Source organism: Nitrospira sp. SG-bin1 (assembly GCA_002083365.1).
In the GTDB taxonomy this organism is placed as follows: Bacteria; Nitrospirota; Nitrospiria; order Nitrospirales; family Nitrospiraceae; genus Nitrospira_D.
Genome location: LVWS01000016.1, coordinates 64320 through 86308, shown reverse-complemented (window position 1 = coordinate 86308; position 21989 = coordinate 64320). Strand labels below are relative to the sequence as shown.

Genomic DNA, 21989 nt, shown 5'->3' with positions numbered 1-21989 from the left:
GGAAGACTGACCTATGGAGCAAGAAAACATTCTCGTTGTCGACGATGACGAAGGGCTGTTGCATTTGTTGAAAATACGGTTGTCCGCGATGGGGTTTTCGGTCACACCCTGTACGACGGGCCAGGCCGCGGTCGGAGAAGCCAAGAAAACGATGTTCAACTTGGCGATCACAGATCTGCGCCTTCGCGGAGAAGATGGATTGGACGTCACCGAAGAACTCCTCAGGAGCCATCCGGGACTTCCGGTCATCATCCTGACGGCTCATGGGAGTATTCCCAATGCCGTGGAGGCCATGCAACGGGGTGCGTTCGGATACTTGACGAAGCCGTTTGACGATAAGGAACTGAAAGCCACGATCGAGAAAGCCCTCGCCCAACAGCGGATGAGCCAAGAGATTCAGCGGCTCAAGTCGTTGGTCAAGGAACTGTACGGGCTCGAAAATGTCGTGGCGCGAAGTCCGGCGATGCAACGGCTCTTTCAGCAAATCGCCCAGGTCGCCGACTCGGATGCGACCATCTTGTTGTTTGGAGAAACCGGAACCGGCAAAGAGGTGCTGGCTCGCGTCATTCACACGAACAGCCGGCGGGGAAAAGGTCCTTTCGTCGCGCTCAACTGCGCCGCGATACCGGAAACGCTGTTTGAAAGCGAACTGTTCGGACATGTGAAAGGCGCGTTCACGAGCGCCCTCGGCGCGAAGCGCGGACTGTTTCAACTGGCCAACGGCGGCACGTTGTTCCTCGACGAGATCGGTGAGATGCCCTTGTCCATGCAGGTCAAACTCTTGCGCGCCGTACAGGAGCGGGAAATTCGAGAGGTGGGGGCGGAGACGTCGGTCAAAGTGGATGTGCGCATCATCGCGGCGACCAACAAGGACCTCGGTGAAGCGGTGAAGAACGGGACGTTCCGCAACGATCTGTACTACCGCATCTCGGTGGTTCCGCTGTTCATTCCGCCGCTGCGGGATCGCCGGGACGACATCCCGCTGTTGGCGCAACATTTCTTGAAACTCAGCGTGAAACGGGCCAACAAGGAGGTGAAAGGATTCACTCCCGCGGCGCTCCATCGACTGATGATCAATCCGTGGCCCGGGAATGTGCGTGAGTTGGAGAATGTGGTCGAAAAGGCCGTGGTGATGTCACGGCAGGACATGATCACTCCCGATCTGCTGCCGGCAGGCAGTGTGTCGGCCGATTCGCCGCTGAAGCCGTTGACGGAAGCCAAAGAAGAATTCGAACGAACCTATTTGAAGAACGTCCTTCAATTGACGGGAGGAAACATCTCGCGTGCCGCGCAATTCGCCGGGCGCTACCGAGCCGACTTCTATAAAATGTTGAGGAAGTATGGTCTTCATCCCTCCACGACGAAAGGAAGGCCCGATTCCGACATGGAGGAGCTCGAAAACGAAGCGAGCTTGACTGAAGCGGAACGATAAGTTTTCGACTTTTTCCGTCCGAAGAGACTCCCGCGTGAAGGTGAAAAGGCCGCGTCGAGGTGGCGCGGCCTTTATGAGTGAGCTACCTCTCGGGCTCCTGTCGCCGCGACCGAAGCGTATCTGGACACCTGCCATTCATTGCGCCCCGCCTTTTTTATTGCACTCCCGATATTTCAGTGCGTAGGATACGTGCGGCTGGTTGCCCTTCCGTGAAGAAAGGAGAGGCGTCTATGATGCGAGATGGAAAATCCATGATTGTTCTCGCTGGAGTGTTGATCGTGGCCGTCACCGTCGCAGTCACACCGCCATTGGTCCTGGGCGAAGGAGGGGCGAGACGCGACGTGGTTCGTCAGGCGACCGAAACAGCGGCTGCGGAAAACGCCGCGCCGGCATCGCTCTCGAAGAATGCCACTATTCTCAATCGGGACGGACAAGTCCTTCGCATCGGGACCAATGGGTGGATGTGCTTGCCGGATGATCCCGCTACGGCAGGGATGGACTCCATCTGCATGAACGAATCGTGGCGCAATTTTATGGATGCGTTGAAGAATAAGAAGAAGCCCACCTACACGCAGGTCGGGGTTGCCTACATGCTTCAGGGCGACCGGCCGGTGAGCAACACCGATCCCTACGCGACCGAACCCAGGCCGGGAGACGATTGGGTCGAGAAGCTCGGCGCCCATATCATGGTGCTCGTGCCCGATCCGGAATCGTTGAAGAGCTTGCCGACGAACTCAAAGAACGGTGGCCCCTGGATCATGTGGGCGGGAACCCCGTATGCGCATCTGATGATTCCTATCGAGAGTTATCCGGGGCAATAGCCGGACATCGGAATCCACAGACTTGAGTCGAACCACAAACGGTCATGTGCCGACAGCAGAAGTTTGATGAATCGATAACTGCTGCCAAGGGAGGTCAAGGAAGGTTTATCCGCCGTGGTCGAGCAAGTGAATGAAGAAGACCCATGCTTAAGAGGCCCATCTCCGGTTAACCGTGCAGTGGATTTCCCGAAGTCCAATCCAACTCGGGAAAATTCCGCTTGCACTCACTTTTTTGGATTCCGAGGTTTAGGGTGTTTTCTCGCCGATTCCATTTCCTTCACGTTCTGATCGATCCATGCTCGTATTGTCTCCCTTCGATTCGCAGATCTTGCGGCCATCGGTCGCAGCATCGAACGCGCCTGCATTACTAGCCGATCCGGAAGAGAAGTCGCCACCGGCCTTGTCGACCGGCAGTTCCCTTGCGGTCACATTGACATCTATTACGGACGGGCGACGTAATACGTCGTAGCCGGAGCCGGCCATCGATTCGAAGAGCATCCGCTTAGAAAGGCGAGGAGCAGGGCCATGGCGAGTTGCATGATGGTATTCAGTAGGAGTTCTTGAGGCGCCTTGGATATCTTAGATGAGTCATTCGGTGACTATCTAGATAGCTTGTCACCGTCATTTGTTTTCTGGCGGCGTTCACGTAAGGGCTCTTGTTCTCACGCATCCGCCAGCGCCGAATTTCCTTTCAAGTAGGAAACAGTGGCTTCGTCGAGTGACATGCTTTTTTGTCCGGGTTGATGGTCCCATAAGCCTCGGTTTTCAAGTGGGTGCTTCTCTGTGATTCCGAACAGCAGAGGAACACCGCAGTATATCTATCCAGGATCACTGTAACAGTATGACTAATAATCCTATGGACTGTGAACGGGCAGGGTGTCATAGAGTGATTGTAAGTGAGAAAGAGGGAAGATTGTGACATGTGTGGTTACACAGGGAAAGCTGAACGATCGGACGAAAGAGAGATACCAAATTGTAATGCCAATGAGGAGAGGCTTTGCCTGAAGAGTCGCCGGCACGCGCGAGAGGAACACGGGATGGGTTTACCCGCTCGCTTGTACAACGATACTGCGAAAAGATGCTTGCGGTCGGGGAAAGGAAACACTGGCGGGTTTTATCCAGCGGCGATAAATACAATAAACCGATGATTAGCCGGCGGGTCGCACGAAGTGCGGTGTGGAGCTGGCGAGAGGAATCGAACCTCCAACCTGCGGTTTACAAAACCGCTGCTCTGCCGATTGAGCTACGCCAGCCCGTTCAGAGATTGCAGTTCACGCTTCGCCTCGCACAGTACCAATAGCCCGGAGAACCTGTCAAGAAATCTCCCACCCCGTCGGATCGCGTCCAAGTAACTGATATAACTTGCATTAGATGTGACAGATCATTATTCTAACCCCGCATCGCGGTTCGTGTTCCGAATGGTCGCAAATATGAATTCAATTCACGTGCTGATTGTCGATGACGATCCCGCCGTTCGGGACGTTCTGCACGAAGTGCTTCTGCAAGAAAACTTCAGTATTTCGACGGCGGAAAACGGCGCAGCGGCGGTTCAGGCGGTGAAGGATTCGGTGGTGCACATTGTCATCACCGATCTTCAGCTGCCGGATTTCGACGGGTTGGAGATCATCGACCGTCTGGCGAAGCTGGACGCCAAGATCATTCCCATCATGATGACCGGATTCGGCACGATCGAAACAGCCGTTCGCGCCATGAAGTCCGGCGCGTTTGATTTCATCACCAAGCCGTTTGATCTCGAAACCGTTGCGGCCGTGGTTCGGAAGGCGGCGGAATTTCTTCGGCTGCGGCAAGAAAACCATCTGTTGCGGAAGGCCGTGCGGGATCAATATCGGCTGGAGCAATTGGTGGGTGTCAGTGAGTCGATGCAACAAGTCCTGGAGTTCGTCCAAAAAGTTGCCGACAGCGACAGCACGGTCATGATTCAAGGCGAGAGCGGCACGGGCAAGGAACTCGTGGCCCGCATGCTTCACTTCAACAGTCTGAGGCGGGATCGTCCGCTGGTCCCGGTGAATTGCGGTGCCATTCCCGAAAACCTGCTGGAATCCGAACTCTTCGGGCACGAAAAAGGCGCCTTCACCGGGGCGACCCATCCGAGGATGGGCCGCTTTGAACTGGCCAATGGCGGCACCATCTTTCTCGATGAAATCGGTGAAATGAGTCTCTCCTTGCAAGTGAAGTTGCTTCGGGTGTTGCAGGAGCGGGAATTTGAACGAGTGGGTGGAAACCGGACGATTCATGTGGATGTGCGGATCGTCGCCGCGACGAACCAGGACTTGGAGCTGATGGTTGAGGAAAAGCGATTCCGTAAGGATCTCTTCTACCGGCTGAACGTGATTCCCATCGTCATTCCTCCGCTTCGAGAGCGCCGAAGCGACATTCCGGTCCTGATCGACCACTTTCTCAGGCGTTTCAACCAGAGCAAGCACACCGAGGTGTCCGGTTTTGCCCCCGAGGCGATGCACCTTTTGATCGAGTACGACTGGCCGGGCAACATCCGCGAACTGGAGAACATGATTGAACGGCTGGTCGTGTTGAAGAAACAGGGAATTCTTTCGAGTGAAGACTTACCGGAAAAAATCTGCCGAAAATCGTCCGGTTCTGAGCTGAAGGAACAGTTCATCCGGTTCAGCGACGATGGCATCAACCTCTCCCGAGAGGTTGAACAATATGAGAAACACCTCATCATGGAAGCCTTGAGGAAAGCCAACGGCGTGACCTCGCGCGCAGCGCAACTGCTCCACCTGAACCGGACGACGTTGGTTGAAAAACTCAAGCGGAAGGGCGTCGATCCCCGATCCCAGACGGAAACGCTGCCCCTATGGCCACGGCCTTCCAGTCAAAAGCTTGACGACCTATCGACCTAGCCGATGCCAATCCTGACGCGCTTCGTCCACGTTTGGGAATTCACTCCTTAACTCTTCTGATTTGTTGAGGGTTTCTTAAACGCGCACAGGCATGGGCTTTGCTGATGCCCTATCGCCGTGTATGACTGCCTGCGACCATATTGTCTATTGACGTTCGGGCTCACAGTCTGGATGGCGCTCCCGTCGCCGGCGACAGGGGCGGCCATCCCGTCTTCTTCTCCTCCTTCTCCATCTTCTGCCTCGATTGCTGCAGCGGCGCAACTGGCCACCACGAAACGAATTCCGATCTCAGGCGAACGACTCGCACAGCCGCCGCCTGATGACGGGCCTCGCCCGGAAGGGCAGTCTTCGGGGATCGATGGTTTGGCTTGGCAAGAAGGTCTGTCCGCGTACAAAAAGAAGGCGTGGCCGGAGGCCCAACGGTTCTTCGAGAAAATCGTCAAGGACCATCCTGAAAGCTCACTCATCCCATCCGCGAAAGCTTTCCTGGTGGAGCTTCTGCTGCGGGATGACGTTTCGGGACCAACCCGATCCGAGGCGATTCTAGGGTATAAACAACTTCTGCGGGATCATCCGCGGTCCTCGAACGCTCGGAGAGCGGAATGGCGGATCGCGGATTTGTATTTCCAACAAGGGGCGTTCCACGAGGCGCAAGCGGCTTACGAGCAAGCCATGGCCCATTCTCTCGATCTTCCTTTCGATGGAAATCGGGCTTTGTTGGGGCTCGGGTACACGTTTATGGCCATGGGCAAATGGGGCGACGCCGAGCACGCGTTTGCCAACGTGCAAAAGCGGAGCGAGGACGAGCCGTTGCTCCAAGGGGCGACATTGGGATTGGCCCACGCGTTGTTCAGGCAACAACGATTCGCGGACGCACAGCCGGTCTACGATCTGATTTATCGACGATGGCCGCAGCTGTTGAGAGGCGATTCGTTGTCTCTTCAGCGGTATGCCCTCACGCAGGTGACGCTGCATCATGAGATGCCCGCGCGAGAGCTCATGCTGCTTTTCTACAACCTCTATCCACGCCATGACTATGCGCCGGCCGCGCTCATGCATGTCGCCGAGGGATTGTGGGCGGGAGGCAAGCAGCCGCTCGCCGAGTTCGTTTATGCGCTGATCCCTTCGCTCTATCCGTACAGCGCAATGGAGACCACGGCCAAGCTTCGACTCGCCGCGCTCCGGGCGGAAAACATGTCGCCGTCAGGGAGCAACTCTCTGGGCCTGACGGTCGGCGCCATGATCCACAATGTGCCGTTTCCGGACCAGACCGACGCCTCCTACCGATCGCTGTTGGAGACGATCGCGACGCAGGTCGGCGTCCCGATGGGGAGTGAAGCCCGATATTACCTGGGTAAAGGATACGAACAGACCGGCGACATGCATCGAGCGCTTCGAATCTACAAGGAGATCACTATTCAGGCCATCGATCGGAACGATCCATGGGCCATGAAAGCGTCGGAGCGCCTATCGGCCCTGTTGACGCCGTGGATCGAGGCGGCGGTTGCGTCGCGCGACGATCTGACGGTTGTCAGTTTGTTTCACAGACACGGAGCCATGGCCGAACAACGCTATGCGGGTTCCTCCTTGCTACGCGATATCGCGGAATCCCATCGACGCCTGGGATTTGCTTCCGTCGCCATACGGTTGCATCAGCAGATCATCAAGTCGCACCACGATTCGGCGTTGCTTGAATCCGCGTTGATCGGTCTCGGCAAGATCTATCTCGATCAGCGTGATCCCGAGGCGGCGAAAAAAATGCTGGAGCGATACCGGTTCCAGTTCCCGATCGGCAAGTACGAAGCGGAAGCGGTGCATCTTCTGATCGCGGCGATGCGGCAGCAGCGGGATCTGCAAGGACTGCTTCACCTGTGTCGTACGTGGCTCTTGCGCCATCCCGTCCATCCTGAACGGCCCGCCATGTACATTCAGTTGGCCAAGACGCTCGGAGAGCTGGACAAATGGGATGAATCCGCGCTGGCGTACGAAGAGGCGTTCAAGACCGGCGCGGCGCAATCGTCCGACGCGGTGATGACCTATGCGGATATCTTGTCGCGATTGAATCGACATGAACGCGCGATCGCGGCCTATCAATCGGTGCTGACCAAGAAACCGACCGTGTCCCAAGCCGATTGGGCGCGCCTGCAAATCGCCAAACATTGGACGTCCTTGAAACAATATGACCGCGCCACGGTCGCGCTGGCGGAACTCGACGTGACGGGCGATCCCATGTTGAATCGGCTTTCCTCGTCCCTCAGGACGAGCTTGCGGACGGCCGGGGGTTCGAGGAGCGCGGAAGGGCTATGACAAGCGCCACGACCAGGCGGCTCGAAGAGCGCGAACTGCTGCACGCCGCGTTCAGAAGTTTTGATGAAGCCGCGCAGACATTGCAGCAGTCGTACAGCGCCCTCACGGCACGTGTGGAACAGATGGACGTGGAGTTGGCGCGGAGCAACGAGGCGCTTCGCCGACAGCTGTGCGACAACGAGGCCATGCGCGTGCATCTGGATGGAATTCTGGAGTCCTTGTCCACGGGGGTGCTGGTCATGGACGATGACGGCACGATCAGTCGCAGCAATCGAGCCGCCGAGACGTGGCTGTGCGCCACAGACGCCGAATTGCGGAACCGCCGTGCGTCCGACGTCTTGGCGGATGCGGGTCTTGAGGTATGTGATCGACCGCAACGCATCGGGCAGACCGTCGTCTCCATTAGTCAGGTTCCGCTCTACAACGATTCCGGAGCACGTTCCGGCCGCCTCATCCTGTTTCAGGACATCACTCGTATCTATCAACTTGAAGAGCAATTGCAGCGCAAAGAAAGACTGGCAGCTATGGGAGAGCTGATCGGTCGGATTGCCCACGAGATCAGAAATCCACTGGGCAGCGTGGAACTCTTTGCTTCCTTGTTGCAGCGCGATCTCGGCAGGCACACATCCGCCAACGGTTACGCGCGACAAATCTCGCAGGCCGTCCAGTCGATGGATCGCTTGCTGGCCAATCTGTTGCTCTACACGCGGCCGGCCCGAATGACGCTTGGCTGGCACTCGGCCGAATCATTGATCGGCGAATCGATCCAGTTGGCGGCCCATGCAATCACCAAAGTGCCGGTGGACATTCGCGTGGAGGTCGGTCGGGAAGTCCCTTCGATCTGGTGTCACGATGGGCAGTTGAAACAAGTCCTCGTGAACGTGGTTCTCAATGCCGTTCAGGCGATGCCGAGCGGAGGTGTCTTGGAAATCCGTCTTCACCAAGAACCGCCGCAGACACTGGGTATGCCGGCTGTTCGGTTGACCGTACGTGACACGGGCATTGGAATCGACCCCGCTCATCGCTCACGCATATTCGATCCGTTCTTTACGACGAAGGATGAGGGGACGGGCCTTGGCTTGGCGATTGTCTATTCGATCATCGAAGCACACCAAGGACGGATCGATGTCGAAAGCACGGTGGGACAGGGAACCTCATGTTCGATCATCCTGCCTCATCCTTCCAGGGGCACACATCACGATGACGCGCACGCTCCGATACGGACCGAGGAGGAGTCCCTGGGCGCGAGCCGCCTTGAGCACGACGGGACCTTAGCGGAGGAATGGTCACATGAATGACAGTGAAAAAGGAAGTGCATTCCCGGAACCTGGCGATGAAAACGACCGCATTCTCATCGTCGATGACGACCCATCGATGCGAACGGCACTGATGGAAACGGTCAAACGGCTTGGGTATTCCGTGCAAGGGGCCGTCGATGGAATGGATGCGGTCGAACGGATTGCCAGGTTTCGTCCCTGGATGGTCCTGACCGACCTTCGGATGCCGCGTCTGAACGGCCTCGACTTGATCAAGGAGATCAAGGCGCGTGCGCCTCACGTCACCATCGTGCTGATGACGGCCTATGGGGCTATCGAAACCGCCGTGGAGGCTATGAAGTTGGGGGCCAGCGAGTATCTCTTGAAACCGTTTTCCATGGATTTGCTGGAACGCGTCATCGTGAATCTCAAATCAGGACGAGAATCGGAGCGAGACGAACCAACCCTTCCCGGTCACTCGACCCATCCGCCGGACAACCGGGCGCTGCTTACCCAAGATCCCGGAATGATCCGGCTCCTCAGTACGATCGAAGCGGTGGCCTCCAGTCAAGCCACGGTCCTGATTCAGGGGGAAAGCGGCACCGGTAAGGAGTTGCTCGCCCGATTTATCCATAATCGCAGTCCTCGGGCGCATCGGCCGTTTATCGCCGTCAATTGTGCGGCCTTGCCGGATGGACTGCTCGAGAGTGAACTGTTCGGGCACGAGCGTGGGGCGTTTACCGGCGCGTTGATCAGAAAGATCGGCAAATTTGAAATGGCTCATACCGGCACACTGCTTCTGGACGAAATCAGCGAGATGAACCTGAATCTGCAAGCCAAGCTGCTGCGCGTGTTGCAGGAGCGCGAGGTCGACCGGATCGGGGGACGTGAACCCGTTTCAGTCAATATCCGCGTCATCGCGACCACCAATCGGGGCCTCTATCGAGAAGTCGAGCAAGGGCGATTTCGTGAAGATCTGTACTACCGTCTGAACGTCTTTCCGGTTACCGTCCCGCCGTTGCGGGAACGCACGATCGATATTCCATTGCTCGCGCGACACTTTGTCGGTCAGTCGGCGGTACGAAACGGTCTGACGCCGCCTGCGTTGTCCGACCTTGTCGGTACACACTTGCAGCGATTGGCGTGGAAAGGAAATGTCCGTGAATTGGAGAACGTCATGGAGCGGGCGGTGTTGCTGGCCGGACAGGGCCCAATCCTTCCCGAACATTGTCCTCCTGAGCAGAGCGGAGACACACCGGCCAAGCCTGTTCAGGCACCGCAGGCGATCAACGGATCGTTATGGGAAATGGAAAGGGAATTGATTTTTAAGACATTGGCACGAGTGAAGGACAATCGTACTCACGCGGCAAAGGAACTGGGGATCAGCATTCGGACGTTACGAAATAAGCTGCGGGAGTATCGGGAGAGTGAACAGTCCTGCTCGACCGCCGCGCCGTAGGGCGGCAAGACTTGCCGACCGGCAAATTCGCGCAGGTGGGCAACGGTCGAGTGGAAGTTCCAAGACGAATGACGCGAAAACTTGATGCGGGTATCCGAGCTCGGCTCCCGGCCATCACCTCAGCCCGAGACAGGCATCAAGGTTGCACAGAGAGGCGCTGCCGATCGAAAGGAGTGTAGAGCCATGACGATCTTTGACAAGACGATGCGATTGCTGGAGCGGACGTTGGACCTTCGTAGCGCGCGACAACGCGTCATTGCCTCGAATCTCGCCAACGAGGAAACTCCGGGCTATCGCGCATCCGAGCTGACCTTCATGGACCAATTGCAATCGGCCCGCAAAGGACGCGCGCCGATCGTGATGGCCGCGACACAGTCTCGCCATTTCGGCGTTCACGGCCCGCAGGGTGTGCAAGCCGTGACGGGCAAACTCAGTGAAGTTCCGGCCGGCGATCTCCCGCTGGACGCCAATTCGGTCAATCTCGAGTTGGAAATGGCCAAACTGTCTGAGAATGCCATGCAGTACAACGCGGCGGCCACGATACTGACCAAGAAGTTTCACGGATTGCTCAGTGCGATACGAGACGCGAGATAGCGCGTCGTTGTCGATGTGTCACGGCGAGCAAGTCGGTTCTAAGGCTGGTACTCAGGAGGTTCATCATGGAAATGTCGGATAGCCTAGCCGTATCGGTTTCCGGATTGGATGCCCAACGTCGGCGGCTCAATGTGATCGCGAGCAATCTTGCCAACGCCCAATCGACAAAAACGCCGGGAGGAGGTCCCTACAAGCGACGGGATGTCGTCTTTCGCTCCACGGCGGTGCCGAGCACGTTTCAGCGGGCGTTTCGCCAAGTCGCGGTCGGACCCTCCGCGCACGCCCTCGAAGGAGTCTCCGTCGCGCGGGTGGTGGAAGATCCCAAGCCAGGGCAGCTCATCTATGACCCCCATCATCCGGATGCCGACGCCAAAGGATTTGTGCGTCTCCCCAATGTCAATGTCATGGAAGAGATGGTGAACATGATCGGCGCATCGCGTGCGTACGAAGCGAACGTGCAAGCCATCAACGCGACACGCGCCATGTGGAACAAGGCCCTCGAAATCGGGAGGTGATGATGAGTCAGATATACGGTCCGACAGCCGGCCTCGCTCCCATTCCGGATGTGGCTCCCGCCGAGCCGGCGGGAACGGTCGGGGCCACAGGGTTCTTGGATTCGCTCAAGTCCGCCATCGGAAAGGTCAACGACACGCAGATGGAAGCCGGCCGGGCGGTGCAGGATCTGATGACCGGCGAAACACAGGACATTCACCGCACGATGGTCGCGCTGCAGCAGGCGGACGTGTCCTTCCAATTGATGATGCAGGTCAGAAATAAGTTGGTTGCCGCGTACGAGGAAATTCAGCGGATGCAGATGTGACGGTTGAGATTGTCTGAGGGCAAGAGATGGCCATGTTCTCGAGGTTTTCCATCAATCAACGACTGATCATCCTCATCGCGCTGGCCGGGTCGGTTGCAGGCCTCATTGCCGTTGCCTTGTGGACGCAACAACCGGACATGCAAGTGCTGTTTACGAATCTGAGCAGCGAAGATGCCGCCGCCATCATCGACAAACTTAAAGAGACCAAAGTGCCGTACGAAACTTCCGGCGGCGGATCGACGGTGCTGGTGCCCAGCGCCCAGGTCCACGACCTGCGATTGCAGTTGGCGACGCAAGGGCTTCCCCACGGAGGAGGGATCGGGTTCGAGATTTTTGACCGCACATCGATCGGCATGTCCGAGTTCGTCCAGAAGCTCAACTATCGCCGCGCCTTGCAGGGGGAGTTGGCGAGAACCGTGGCGCAGCTGCCGGAAGTCGAACGGGCGCGCGTTCATCTGGCGATCCCGGAACGCCGTCTCTTCGCCAATGAACAGGAAAAAGCCCGCGCGTCCGTCATCGTGTCGCTTCGCGGTGGACAACAGCTGTCGCAAGCGCAGGTGCAAGGGATCATCCATCTGGTGTCCAGCAGCGTGGAGGGCCTGCAGACCCGCGATGTGACCGTCGTGGACGGGCACGGTCGTATGCTGTCGACCACCATGACGGATGAAACCGCCGGGCTGACCAATACGCAGCTCGAATATCAGCGCAGCATCGAAAAGGACGTGGAAACGCGGATCCAAACCATGTTGGAGCGGATCGTCGGATCCAACAAAGCCGTGGTGCGTGTGTCCAGCGTGGTGGATTTTCGAAAAGTCGAGACGACGGAGGAGCGATACGATCCGAACAGCCAAGTGGTGCGGAGCGAGCAACGGGGGCAGGAGAAGGCCAATGGCACCAACGGCGTCGGCGGCGGCGTGCCAGGCGTGCAGTCGAACGTCCCCCCGGGAACGGATCAAGAACCGACGCAAACCAGTTCGAACAACAGTCTCACGAAGAATGAAACCGTCAATTATGAGATCAGTCGAACGGTTTCTAAAATCGTCGAGCCCGTGGGCGTCATTAAACAATTATCCGTGGCCGTGTTGGTCGACGGAACGTATGAAACCGCCAAAGCCGGCGAGGGACAGCCGACGGAGGCACCGGCGGCCGCGCGCAAATACATCCCCCGTTCGGAAGAAGACCTCAAGCGGATCGAGGAAATCGTCAAGAAGGCGATGGGCTTTTCAGCCGACCGGCAGGATCAGGTGCAGGTCACCAACGTTCAGTTCGGTACGGAACCGGAGGAGACGCAGGGTGCGACCGCGGAAGCCATGGCGGAAGGTTCGAAGCCATGGTTGCCCTACCTGCGCTATGGCGTGGGCATCCTTCTGTTTACCGTGATTTTCCTGTTCGTCGTCCGTCCGTTGTTGGCCATGTTGGGATCGACGTCGGAACAGACGTCCGCCGAAGCGTCGACATCCGCTCTTCCGGGCTCCGGTGGATCGGCGGAGGCTGCATTGGCCGGTTCACCGGACAGGGTGCAGATCATCGACATGGCGAGAAAGAATCCGGATACGACGGCCGTGGTCGTGAAACAGTGGCTGAAGAATCCAACTTGAGATCCCGCGAAACTTGTCCTCCATCGTTCTCGCATCGCGCGGACCGCGGACGCATGAAGCGTGAACGACCATCCCGGTATTTAGGAGGGGAACCGGCGGGATGAGAGGTCGGCCCGCTCCACAGGATCTGCGGCATCGGCCTCGTTCGAGAAACTGATAGGGTGATTTCTGACAACTTACGGTCGTGCAACACCCTGATCTAGCGCGTAGCCATGGCGAGAAATCTCACAGGGGAACAGAAAGCGGCCATTCTTCTCCGTGCCATCGGAGAAGAAGCCGCCGCTCAAGTGATGAAACAACTCGATCCCAAGGAAATCAAGAGATTGGGAAGTTTCATGAACGGCACGGCCCAAATCTCGCGAGATGAAGAGGATGCGGTCATCTCGGATTTTCGGGTCGCCAGCGCGTCCGGTGAGGTTCAGTTCCAAGGAAAAGAGTTCATCAAAACGGTTCTGACCAAGGCGTTGGGTCCGGAAAAGGCCGCGCGGATCATTGAATCGATGACCCGAAAAAGCTATCCGGGTCTGGAAGCGTTGAAATGGGTCGATGTGAAAACCCTCGTGCAAATGCTGAAGGTCGAGCATGCGCAAACGGTGGCGGTCATTCTCGCGCATCTGGAAAGCGAGCAAGCCGGGCAAGTCCTCGCCGGCTTGCCGGAATCGATGCGCGGGGACGTGGCGCTTCGGCTTGCGACCATGGAGGAGGTGCAGCCGGATATCTTGGAGGAACTCAGTCAAAGCATGCAAGAGACGTTGTTGGCGAGCAAAGGGATGAGTTCGCAGAGCATCGGCGGGCCCGAGGTGATGGCGGATATTTTGACACGCATGGACAAGGCCAACGAGGGCGGGATCATGGTGAGGATCGCCGAGAAGAGCCAGCCGTTGGCGGACGCGATTCGAGCGCTTATGTTCGTCTTCGACGACTTGGTGAAGGTCGATGATCGGGGTCTACAGGAACTGATGAAAGAGATCAGTAAGGACGACCTCCCATTGGCGCTCCGAGGCGCCAATCCGGAGGTGAAGGATAAATTTTTCAAGAATATGTCGAGCCGTGCCGCAGAAATGTTGAAAGAGGATATGGAGGCCAAAGGGCCGGTCCGAGTGTCCGATGTCGAGCGAGCGCAGCAGAATATCCTCAAAGTCTGCCGCAAACTGGAGGAAGAAGGCCGTATCGTCATCGCCGGGGCGGGAGAGGAGATGCTCTAGTGACGGGAACGAGTCTCACGGCGATGACCGCTCCAGAGCGCCGTGCGCCACGACTTCAAGGGACGGTCTTGGTCGTGGACGCCGACGAGGGGGTTAGAACCTGTTTTCAGGAGTTACTGTTACCCGAACGAGTGTCCATTCGACTGTCGGCATCCGGACAAGAGGCGCTGTCGACGATCAAGCAGGCGACTCCTTCACTGTTGATCGTGGACGCCTCCCTTCCGGATCGAGATGGGATTGCGGTTCTGGAAGAAGCTCAGCGGATCGATAGCCGCATGATCGGAGTTGTGATGACCGGCTCGCCCTCGGTCGAACTTGTCGTCCGTGCGATGAGGGCCGGTGCCAGCGATTTCTTGATGAAACCCTTTCAACATGAGGCGGTTCTCGCGACGGTCCGTCGATTGCTGGAGATCCATCGGTCGCGTGCCGACCAGACGGTCTTGAAACATGCCGCCGTACGGTCCGGCGTCGTACGGCTACAGACTGTCCCGTTCCAGACGTTCGGCGATGACGGCACGCAGCGAGGGGAAGACGGTCTGACGGAATACGAGCGGGGGTTGGCCGACGGCCGTCGCCAGTCGGAGGCACAGCGCCAACAGGAGTTCGCCGTCCTGACCGAGGCCGTCAGAAAGTTTGACGCCGCCCGGTCCGGGCTTCGGCAGACGGTGGACGATGAAATCATCGCGCTCGCGCTTCAAATCGTGTCGAAAATACTTCATGAGTCGGCGGAGTCCCATCGTGACCAGATCGTCACGCAGGTCAAAACGGCACTCGCCGCGGTTCACGCGTCGGACAGCGTGGTGATACAAGTGCATCCCGCCGATGCCGCCGTGCTGGAAGCGGTTCGGGCCGAACTGACAGGACGGCAGCAAGTCGCTCTCAAGCTTGCCATCGAGCCGGTGGCGTCACTCCAACGAGGCAGCTGCCTTCTGCACACTGCGACGCGATTGGTCGATGCCTCGTTGAATACTCAGTTGTTTCGCTTGGGCGACGTTCTGAGGAATAGGGTTCACCATGAGTCTTAGCCATTTGATCGAGCACATCGACCCCGTCGAAGTTTCCGGAAAAGTGATGCAGGCGGTCGGGATTGTCGTGGAAGGGTACGGCCCGATGACGACCGTCGGAGAACTCTGCCGAATTACGAAGGAGGTGGCCGGAGGGTCGATTCCTGCGGAGGTGGTGGGATTTCGTGGAGACCGCGTTCTCCTGATGCCGTTAGGCGACATGCAGGGGATCGGGCCGGGAAGCCGAATTATCATGTCCGGGCAGGTGGCCAGTCTCGCGGTCGGACCGGGCTTATTGGGAAGGGTGCTCGACGGCTGTGGGAATCCGATGGACGGCAAGGGACCGCTGCCGGCCGTGGAACGCTATCCGTTGTATGCGGAGGCACCGAATCCGTTACAACGGGCCCGTCTCCGCACGCCGCTTGACCTCGGCGTCCGCGCGATCAACGGGTTTCTTACGTGCGGACGTGGGCAGAAGATGGGTATCTTTTCGGGTTCCGGCGTCGGGAAGAGTGTACTGTTGGGGATGATCAGCCGGTATACCAAAGCGGATGTCAATGTCATCGCCCTTATCGGAGAGCGTGGCCGCGAGGTCAATGAATTCCTGGAGCGCGATTTGGGCACGGAGGCCCTCGGACGTTCGGTGGTGGTGGTGGCGACCTCCGATCAAGCTCCGCTCATTCGATTGCGTGCCGCGCTGGTGGCCACGACCATCGCCGAGTATTTCCGCGACGCGGGCAAACAGGTATTGTTGTTGATGGATTCGCTGACGCGATTGGCTTACAGCCAACGAGAAGTGGGTTTGGCGATCGGGGAACCGCCGACGACCAAAGGCTATACTCCCTCGGTGTTTACCCTCTTGCCGAAGTTACTGGAACGTGTCGGGACCGGACCGGGTCCGGGAACTATTACGGGCTTGTACACGGTCCTCGTCGATGGAGATGATCTGGCCGATCCGATCGCCGATACCGTTCGTTCGATCTTGGACGGCCACATCGTGTTGTCACGCACGTTGGCCGCACGCAATCATTTCCCCGCGATCGACCTCCTCCAGAGTACGAGCCGTGTGATGCGGGATATCGTCGGCCGGGCGCACTACGATGCCGCCAGGACACTCCTCGAACTGGTGGCTCGGTATCGCCAATCGGAAGATCTCGTATTGCTTGGAGCCTATAAGCCGGGGATGAATGCCGCGCTTGACCGTGCCGTTCACGCACAGGAGGCGATCAATGCGTATCTGCGACAGGACGTGGAGCAACCGGCCAGCCTGTCCTCGTCCGTGCAGCAACTCGAGGCGTTGGCCCAACAGGCGACATGAGTCTCGATTCGTTGCGAAAGCTCCGTACTCAGACGGTCGAGACGCTGATGATGGAATTGGCGCAGATCGCGCAGGCGCTGGCACGGAGCGAAGAGCGGCATCGCGACATCGAAGCTCAAATCGAGAAGGACAGCCTTGCCTATGACCGTCAATCGGCGAGCGGGCTGATGATAGAGGCCTGGTTGGAATGGCAGGGACGCATGGATTCGCAACAGGCGGCGTTGCGCCAGGCACGGCGCGAGATCGAACAGGCCGTCGCGGCGTGGGAGCACACGAAGGCGCTCCTCGCTGAAGCCAATCAAGAGCGCAAGCTTCTCGATCTTGTTGCCGACCAACGGCGCGAAACGCAACGGGCCGGCACGGCGCGTCAGGAGCAACGGACAATGGATGCGACCGCGAGCCGCCGATGGTCCATAGGAAAAGAGCGGGGCTCATGAACACAGGGTTCGTCAGAAGTTGGTCGGATCGTCTCGGTGTCGGCCGCGGGGATCGTCTGGCGACAAGGAAGCCCAGGGGGAACCGGCACTCCCAGTTGTGGACGATGATCGGAGGGATCGTCGGTTCGACCATTCTCTTCTGGGTCATGGTGCAGTTGGGACAAGCTTCTTCCGAACCCAAGGATAAGGCACAGCGGGCGACGACGGGCGGGCCGATGCAAGGAATACCACCGCAAGTCCAGGAGGAGAGCTCGCAAGCGGACTCCGACGACGATGCCAAACTGCTGGCCCCACCTCCCGTCCAGGGCCCGGCGATCGATGTTCCACGTGAAGTATTGGATATGCTGGACCAACGCAAACGCGATCTTGACCGACGCGAGCAATTGATTCGTCAGAACGAGGAACGTCTCATGATCGTCAGGGGCCAGATTGAAGAACTCCTAGACCAGAACGAGGCCTTGGAGAAGCGGATTCAGAGCGCGCAGGACCGCTCCTCTCCTCAGCAAGTGAAGCTCCGTGCGGAAAAAGAACGTGCGGTTCAGGAACAACGGACGCAACTCGCCAAGATCTTCGAGTCCATGCCCTCAGAAGACGCCGCCTCCCGTCTCGAACATATGCCGGATCGGAAAGCCATCGAAATCCTCAAGTTGGTGAAAGCCAAGACCGCTGGGGCGATCCTCGCCCAAGTCAAAGCCGATCGGGCCGCGAAGCTGACCGAACAGCTGCTGGCCCAAACGCCATAGAGCAATAGTCGGTTCCTTCTGCGTATTCGTACATGGCCCAATAACGTTCCAACATGGGAACTCTTAAGAAGAGCCACGAGTTGAAGCTCATACGCGTTGAACCCTCTTACTGGAGGACGATCCTGTTATGCCTGTTGTGTACTTCATGTAGTTTAAGCGGAGCAAACGGTTTTCCGGACGATGCCCACATGGAGCATGGGAGTCATGACAACTGTCCGAATGTCACCGGGATCTATAAATTGTATGGAGAGGCGCTTCCCGGAATGCCTCCGTATTTCAAGTTCATAAATTCCGGATTGGCCTTGGATTATATGTTGGGGCTTGATCTCAACGTGTCAGAGCGATGGCCAACCAGTGATATCCAAGTTATGCAGACAGGCACTCACACGATATCGGTCAGGATCGTTGGTTCAACGGTTTCAAGAACCAGGCAGCTTCAACCAGCGGACAAGGTGTGGTGCAAAGACCATCGGCTTATGATTGAGCAGCTTAGGGAAACCAAAGGGGAGGCGAGCACTGGGCGGGCGCTCATTATCGATCGGCTTGAATTGGCACAGGACGGGGCGCTCATTGTGAGAACAGAAATTCGGGGGCAAGGGAGGTTTCTATTCTTCTTCTATCTTAATCATCCTCGTGAATCATATGGAGCAAGATTTCAGGTCGTACGATAGAGCGCGAGTTGCAGTGAGAAGATAGCGAAGTGAGAAGTCGGGGACAGGACTTGAATCGTGCATAGCGCAGGAGAGCGGATTTGCTCTGGCCACTCTAGACTCCGGCATGGGCCCTGTTCACCAACCACTCTCCCTTCCCTTGTGCCGTACCGTACGGCGATTCTCAGTGCGGTGCGCTAGCTCCGTTTTCAGGATGCCAAGCTCAAAGAGGCATTTGACATTCTAGCCCGGACAGCCAATGTCAATGTCCTCTTCGACAAGGAGATACGCGACGATCCCATCACCATCTTCATGAAAGACCTCCCGTTCGATGAAGCGTCCTTCGCCTTGGCGTTAACCAGATAGAAGTCGCATTAAAGATCCTGATATTGGGTCTGTTCTTGGTTGTTGTTGGGCATCACCGAAATCGTGTCTTGGCGCGACTTTTTTACCGATCAGGCCGTTGGTGTTCACGATCAGGTTCAGCGCACGGCGCAGTACGCTGTCTTGGCGCTGTCGGACAGATTTGATACATTGTCGGACAAGAGGTCGTGCATGGCACTCATTCAAGTATCCGCCAGATTAAATCCCATACAACTTCGGCGAGCCCAAAAGGCGCTCGGTGCCAAGACGACGAACGAAACGCTACAGCGCGCCTTGGATTTGGTCACGGAAAAGGCCGTGCACGATCGTATCCTCCAGCGCTATAGCGGTGTGGGCAAGCTCGATGCCTTCGGTGAAGACCACTAAGTTCGCACTGCTCGACACCGCGATCTACATTGAGAATTTTCGATCTGGCCGATTCACGTTTCGCCTGCTGCAGTCTCCTTATATCATCCGCTGTTCTTCCGTCGTGCTCCACGAATTATTCCGTGGCGTTCGGACAGCCACTGAGCGGAAATTTGTCCTTGAATTGAGTCAGCGATGCCACGTGTTGACTCCGACGGAGCAACAGTGGTTGAAGGCCGCCGAGATCCTCCAGCGGCTCAGACGGCGAGAGCACTATGAGACAGCCAAGTTGCGCGAGCTGGCCAGTGTGATCACGACCAATCATGCGGACTTCAGGGCGATTCAGCATGAGCTGCCCTTTCATCTCCTGTGTTGGGAATAGGGACAGAGCTGAGGAAACTGATTGAGACATTTTTGCTGTGGGGGACTTGACCATGTCCTGGGTAGGGATTAGAGTTCTCCCATGGTACGAGTCGGCGTAATCGCGCTCTTTCTTCTGTGCCTGACTGTTCCGGTCTGGGCGGCTGACACTGAATTGTTTAACCCCGATCAACCCTTCGAGCAAGCGATGACTCGGAGCTTTCTGCGGTCGTTGGTCGATCAAGCCATCGATCGGTTTGAGGACCACGTGGAAATTTCGGGAAACCTCGCCTCGCCTGAAACGAAGAGCGATCAGGAGCAGCACCTCGGGTTCAAGTTCTACCCCGAGGGTAAGTCGAAGTCCACTCGCCACTTTGCCGCGGAAAGTTGGTTCCGCATTGTGCCAGAATCCGGCCACTATGATTGGCATTTCCAATTTAGGCAGCCTGAGGATCGCTCCAAGAAACAGCTCCCTCCACAAATGGAAGCCCCGCTCTAGCCGGTCGGTCACTTTTGCCTACTACGCTGTAAGATTTTCCTCGTCAAGCCAGGGGTCGTAATGGCCTCGCCGCAAGAAGCGTGATTCTCTGCGACATTAGGAGCCGTGCAATTGGCACAAGGCTTGTATTCCCCTCCGCTCGGATCATACGAGGGTCAGCGAACGTGGATTTCTTGCTTACAGACATAACCCCACATCCATCTAGACCTTCTGGAGATGAAGGGGTACGAACGACTCGGGCCGCTACGCCTCTTACTTCCAGCGGAGGGCGGAAGAGTTTTTCCGCTGTTCTCGGAGGAGTCCGCGTGGAAGAGAGGAGGGCGGAGGCGCGAGAAACGGAAGATGTTCGATCAGCGGACAAGTCCGCTCGTGAGGCTCGTTCGAATGAAACGAAAGGTCGGAATTCCTACTCGACTCAGGCTGAGCGTGCTGATGCATCATCTTCTCAGGTCCAGGTCCAGGACGGAGGCAGAGCCGGCGATGATGAGAACCACGGCGCTGAAGATTCAAGGACAGACCGTGAATCCTCGGCAGCGCAGAGTGACGGAGGATCAGACGCTCAGATGAGGCAAACATCTGAGGCTCCAGGGTCTCCGATCGCATCACTGGTAGTGCCCCACACGACGGTCCAGGCCGATGTTCGCACTGGAGGGGAGGTGCAGATCGCCGAGGTAGATCACGCCTCCGATGACAGGTCCTCCTCTGAATATGAAATGGAATCTTCCCCCGGCGGTTCTTCACCGGTACCATTGGCCTTACCGAGAATGACCACTGTTCCAGCGGCGATGTCCGACTTCGCAGAAGGGCATTCCTCCCCGGACACTGCAGACATCGCTTCGCATACTCTGCAGGGCCAAGAGTCTGATGTTCCGGCGATTCACGTCAGCAACGGCTTGCAAAATGCTCATGTTGTTAGGCAAGCGGCCCACGTAGTTGCCGACGGTGAGGATACAGCGGTCGCCGGCCGTGTCGAGACTCATCCGGTGCCTATTGATCATCAGTCTAGCTCGCCACTTCCACAGCAGTTGGAGGCGATTGTGCGTCGTGTTTTTCCCGCCCATCTCGGAGCCGAGGTGCCTGATGGTACGTCGGAGATCCCCAAGACCGATTCCGTTAGACGCGATGGAATGCCGGCGGAACGTTCCTCGCCAGTTCTGATGAACTGGGAGGAATACTTTCTTCGCGATCAGGGGGATACCGGAACGAGAATACGAGGAGTTTCCCCCTATGGGCAGCAATTGAACCTTGATGGGGCGGAGCGTTTCAGCGAGTTCTGGAGAGATCAGAATAGTCTTCCGCCTGATGAGACCGAGGCTAAGCTACCGCAGGTCACGGTGGGTGATCGTCCTGCTTTCACGGCGCAGCCGGCCGAAACGATCATGGCGGGAACTCACGGGCGCATCGCCTCCAATCCTCCGCCATCTCCGCTTCCGCCTCCTGTCGCGGCCCACGGGCAACCAGCCGTGTCGGCCCAGGATACCACCGACTCGGCTGTACGTGCCGCGACGCGATCGATCGTGTTTGATGTGGCCCAGCCTGATCTCGGTCGTGTGAATATCCGTGTGGCGATGACGAACGATGTCGTTCATACCCACTTGTCGGCCGACCGGCCTGAAGTGGGACAATTTCTCGTCAATGGACAAGACCGTCTTCAGGCGGCGTTTCAGGCGAACGGATTGGACATGGGACAGTTCCGTGTGGACATCGATCGTCAGGGTTCCGGCCGTTCCTTCCAACAGGGCGCTTCTCAGGATCAGGGACAAGCCTGGCATCAGGATTCGCCGGGCATGAAATGGGGGCAAAGTCAGGAGCGACAAGATGAACCACGCCCGTCGCTTCAGGGACTCTTGAACGTGGTGGCGTAGAGCGGAGGGA

Annotated in this window: 21 protein-coding genes, 1 tRNA gene and 1 pseudogene; 21 read left to right on the top strand and 2 right to left on the bottom strand. The window is 57.6% G+C overall.

Translation table 11 applies throughout. The features are described from left to right. Nucleotides 1-13 precede the first annotated feature (13 nt). Entirely contained in the window at nt 14-1432 is a 1419-nt protein-coding gene (locus A4E19_16415) for a response regulator GlrR (protein OQW35829.1), read from the top strand. 230 nt (nt 1433-1662) lie between these two features. After that, nucleotides 1663-2253 carry a hypothetical protein gene (locus tag A4E19_16410; protein OQW35828.1) on the top strand — a complete coding sequence of 197 codons (591 nt, stop codon included), beginning with the start codon at nt 1663-1665 and terminating at the stop codon, nt 2251-2253. 246 nt (nt 2254-2499) lie between these two features. Here the strand turns inward: A4E19_16410 and A4E19_16405 are convergent, their stop codons facing one another. Beyond that, complete coding sequence (locus A4E19_16405) at nt 2500-2736, bottom strand: hypothetical protein (GenBank protein ID OQW35827.1); 237 nt, start codon at nt 2734-2736, stop codon at nt 2500-2502. A 694-nt stretch (nt 2737-3430) separates the two neighbouring features. Then, a tRNA-Thr gene (locus A4E19_16400) sits at nt 3431-3506 on the bottom strand. A gap of 177 nt (nt 3507-3683) precedes the next feature. Between A4E19_16400 and A4E19_16395 the strand changes: the two are divergent. From A4E19_16395 to A4E19_16305, 19 genes and pseudogenes are all read left to right on the top strand, one after another. Further along, nucleotides 3684-5057: pseudogene (locus A4E19_16395) on the top strand (Fis family transcriptional regulator). Between the two features lie 249 nt (nt 5058-5306). Next, complete coding sequence (locus A4E19_16390) at nt 5307-7442, top strand: hypothetical protein (GenBank protein ID OQW35826.1); 2136 nt, start codon at nt 5307-5309, stop codon at nt 7440-7442. Further along, nucleotides 7439-8740, top strand: coding sequence for a hypothetical protein (locus A4E19_16385; protein ID OQW35825.1), 1302 nt, complete (start codon nt 7439-7441; stop codon nt 8738-8740). The genes A4E19_16390 and A4E19_16385 overlap by 4 nt, the downstream gene beginning before the upstream one ends. Then, nucleotides 8733-10157: a sigma-54-dependent Fis family transcriptional regulator gene (locus A4E19_16380; GenBank protein OQW35824.1), complete on the top strand. Its 1425-nt coding sequence runs from the start codon at nt 8733-8735 to the stop codon at nt 10155-10157. Before A4E19_16385 ends, A4E19_16380 begins: the two co-directional genes overlap by 8 nt. 183 nt (nt 10158-10340) lie before the next feature. Beyond that, nucleotides 10341-10751, top strand: coding sequence for a hypothetical protein (locus A4E19_16375; GenBank protein ID OQW35823.1), 411 nt, complete (start codon nt 10341-10343; stop codon nt 10749-10751). Nucleotides 10752-10816: 65 nt separating this feature from the next. Next, nucleotides 10817-11266, top strand: coding sequence for a flagellar basal body rod protein FlgC (gene flgC, locus A4E19_16370; GenBank protein OQW35822.1), 450 nt, complete (start codon nt 10817-10819; stop codon nt 11264-11266). Between the two features lie 2 nt (nt 11267-11268). Continuing rightward, on the top strand, nt 11269-11571 hold the full coding sequence (locus A4E19_16365; protein OQW35821.1) for a flagellar hook-basal body complex protein FliE: 303 nt from the start codon (nt 11269-11271) through the stop codon (nt 11569-11571). 32 nt (nt 11572-11603) lie between these two features. After that, nucleotides 11604-13169: a hypothetical protein gene (locus tag A4E19_16360; GenBank protein OQW35820.1), complete on the top strand. Its 1566-nt coding sequence runs from the start codon at nt 11604-11606 to the stop codon at nt 13167-13169. A gap of 212 nt (nt 13170-13381) precedes the next feature. Continuing rightward, entirely contained in the window at nt 13382-14374 is a 993-nt protein-coding gene (locus A4E19_16355; protein ID OQW35819.1) for a hypothetical protein, read from the top strand. Next, complete coding sequence (locus A4E19_16350; protein OQW35818.1) at nt 14374-15399, top strand: hypothetical protein; 1026 nt, start codon at nt 14374-14376, stop codon at nt 15397-15399. The genes A4E19_16355 and A4E19_16350 overlap by 1 nt, the downstream gene beginning before the upstream one ends. Continuing rightward, complete coding sequence (gene fliI, locus A4E19_16345; protein OQW35817.1) at nt 15389-16696, top strand: EscN/YscN/HrcN family type III secretion system ATPase; 1308 nt, start codon at nt 15389-15391, stop codon at nt 16694-16696. Before A4E19_16350 ends, fliI begins: the two co-directional genes overlap by 11 nt. Then, nucleotides 16693-17133: a hypothetical protein gene (locus tag A4E19_16340; protein OQW35816.1), complete on the top strand. Its 441-nt coding sequence runs from the start codon at nt 16693-16695 to the stop codon at nt 17131-17133. The genes fliI and A4E19_16340 overlap by 4 nt, the downstream gene beginning before the upstream one ends. Next, entirely contained in the window at nt 17130-17876 is a 747-nt protein-coding gene (locus A4E19_16335) for a hypothetical protein (protein ID OQW35815.1), read from the top strand. The genes A4E19_16340 and A4E19_16335 overlap by 4 nt, the downstream gene beginning before the upstream one ends. 188 nt (nt 17877-18064) lie before the next feature. Next, on the top strand, nt 18065-18547 hold the full coding sequence (locus A4E19_16330) for a hypothetical protein (GenBank protein ID OQW35814.1): 483 nt from the start codon (nt 18065-18067) through the stop codon (nt 18545-18547). Nucleotides 18548-18931: 384 nt separating this feature from the next. Beyond that, a complete protein-coding gene (locus tag A4E19_16325) occupies nt 18932-19276 on the top strand; it encodes a hypothetical protein (protein ID OQW35813.1) in 345 nt (114 codons plus the stop codon). Continuing rightward, nucleotides 19263-19637, top strand: coding sequence for a hypothetical protein (locus A4E19_16320; GenBank protein ID OQW35812.1), 375 nt, complete (start codon nt 19263-19265; stop codon nt 19635-19637). The genes A4E19_16325 and A4E19_16320 overlap by 14 nt, the downstream gene beginning before the upstream one ends. Nucleotides 19638-19718: 81 nt before the next feature. Continuing rightward, nucleotides 19719-20114 (top strand): hypothetical protein, encoded by a 396-nt coding sequence (locus A4E19_16315; GenBank protein OQW35811.1) that lies wholly within the window; start codon nt 19719-19721, stop codon nt 20112-20114. A 216-nt stretch (nt 20115-20330) separates the two neighbouring features. Further along, nucleotides 20331-20681 (top strand): hypothetical protein, encoded by a 351-nt coding sequence (locus A4E19_16310; protein ID OQW35810.1) that lies wholly within the window; start codon nt 20331-20333, stop codon nt 20679-20681. After that, nucleotides 20678-21979, top strand: a complete 1302-nt coding sequence (locus A4E19_16305; protein ID OQW35809.1) for a hypothetical protein — start codon at nt 20678-20680, stop codon at nt 21977-21979. The genes A4E19_16310 and A4E19_16305 overlap by 4 nt, the downstream gene beginning before the upstream one ends. Nucleotides 21980-21989 lie beyond the last annotated feature (10 nt).

Bases quoted from the DNA above. Each gene is read 5' to 3' on its own strand.
- A4E19_16385 (OQW35825.1), top strand. From the start codon at position 7,439: ATGACAAGCGCCACGACCAGGCGGCTCGAAGAGCGCGAACTGCTGCAC.
- A4E19_16415 (OQW35829.1), top strand. From the start codon at position 14: ATGGAGCAAGAAAACATTCTCGTTGTCGACGATGACGAAGGGCTGTTG.
- A4E19_16305 (OQW35809.1), top strand. From the start codon at position 20,678: ATGAGGCAAACATCTGAGGCTCCAGGGTCTCCGATCGCATCACTGGTA.
- A4E19_16405 (OQW35827.1), bottom strand. From the start codon at position 2,736: ATGGCCGGCTCCGGCTACGACGTATTACGTCGCCCGTCCGTAATAGAT.
- A4E19_16330 (OQW35814.1), top strand. From the start codon at position 18,065: ATGGAGCATGGGAGTCATGACAACTGTCCGAATGTCACCGGGATCTAT.
- flgC (OQW35822.1), top strand. From the start codon at position 10,817: ATGGAAATGTCGGATAGCCTAGCCGTATCGGTTTCCGGATTGGATGCC.
- A4E19_16335 (OQW35815.1), top strand. From the start codon at position 17,130: ATGAACACAGGGTTCGTCAGAAGTTGGTCGGATCGTCTCGGTGTCGGC.
- A4E19_16410 (OQW35828.1), top strand. From the start codon at position 1,663: ATGATGCGAGATGGAAAATCCATGATTGTTCTCGCTGGAGTGTTGATC.
- fliI (OQW35817.1), top strand. From the start codon at position 15,389: ATGAGTCTTAGCCATTTGATCGAGCACATCGACCCCGTCGAAGTTTCC.
- A4E19_16315 (OQW35811.1), top strand. From the start codon at position 19,719: ATGGTACGAGTCGGCGTAATCGCGCTCTTTCTTCTGTGCCTGACTGTT.
- A4E19_16310 (OQW35810.1), top strand. From the start codon at position 20,331: ATGAAGGGGTACGAACGACTCGGGCCGCTACGCCTCTTACTTCCAGCG.
- A4E19_16355 (OQW35819.1), top strand. From the start codon at position 13,382: ATGGCGAGAAATCTCACAGGGGAACAGAAAGCGGCCATTCTTCTCCGT.
- A4E19_16380 (OQW35824.1), top strand. From the start codon at position 8,733: ATGAATGACAGTGAAAAAGGAAGTGCATTCCCGGAACCTGGCGATGAA.
- A4E19_16340 (OQW35816.1), top strand. From the start codon at position 16,693: ATGAGTCTCGATTCGTTGCGAAAGCTCCGTACTCAGACGGTCGAGACG.
- A4E19_16360 (OQW35820.1), top strand. From the start codon at position 11,604: ATGTTCTCGAGGTTTTCCATCAATCAACGACTGATCATCCTCATCGCG.
- A4E19_16375 (OQW35823.1), top strand. From the start codon at position 10,341: ATGACGATCTTTGACAAGACGATGCGATTGCTGGAGCGGACGTTGGAC.
- A4E19_16390 (OQW35826.1), top strand. From the start codon at position 5,307: ATGGCGCTCCCGTCGCCGGCGACAGGGGCGGCCATCCCGTCTTCTTCT.
- A4E19_16365 (OQW35821.1), top strand. From the start codon at position 11,269: ATGAGTCAGATATACGGTCCGACAGCCGGCCTCGCTCCCATTCCGGAT.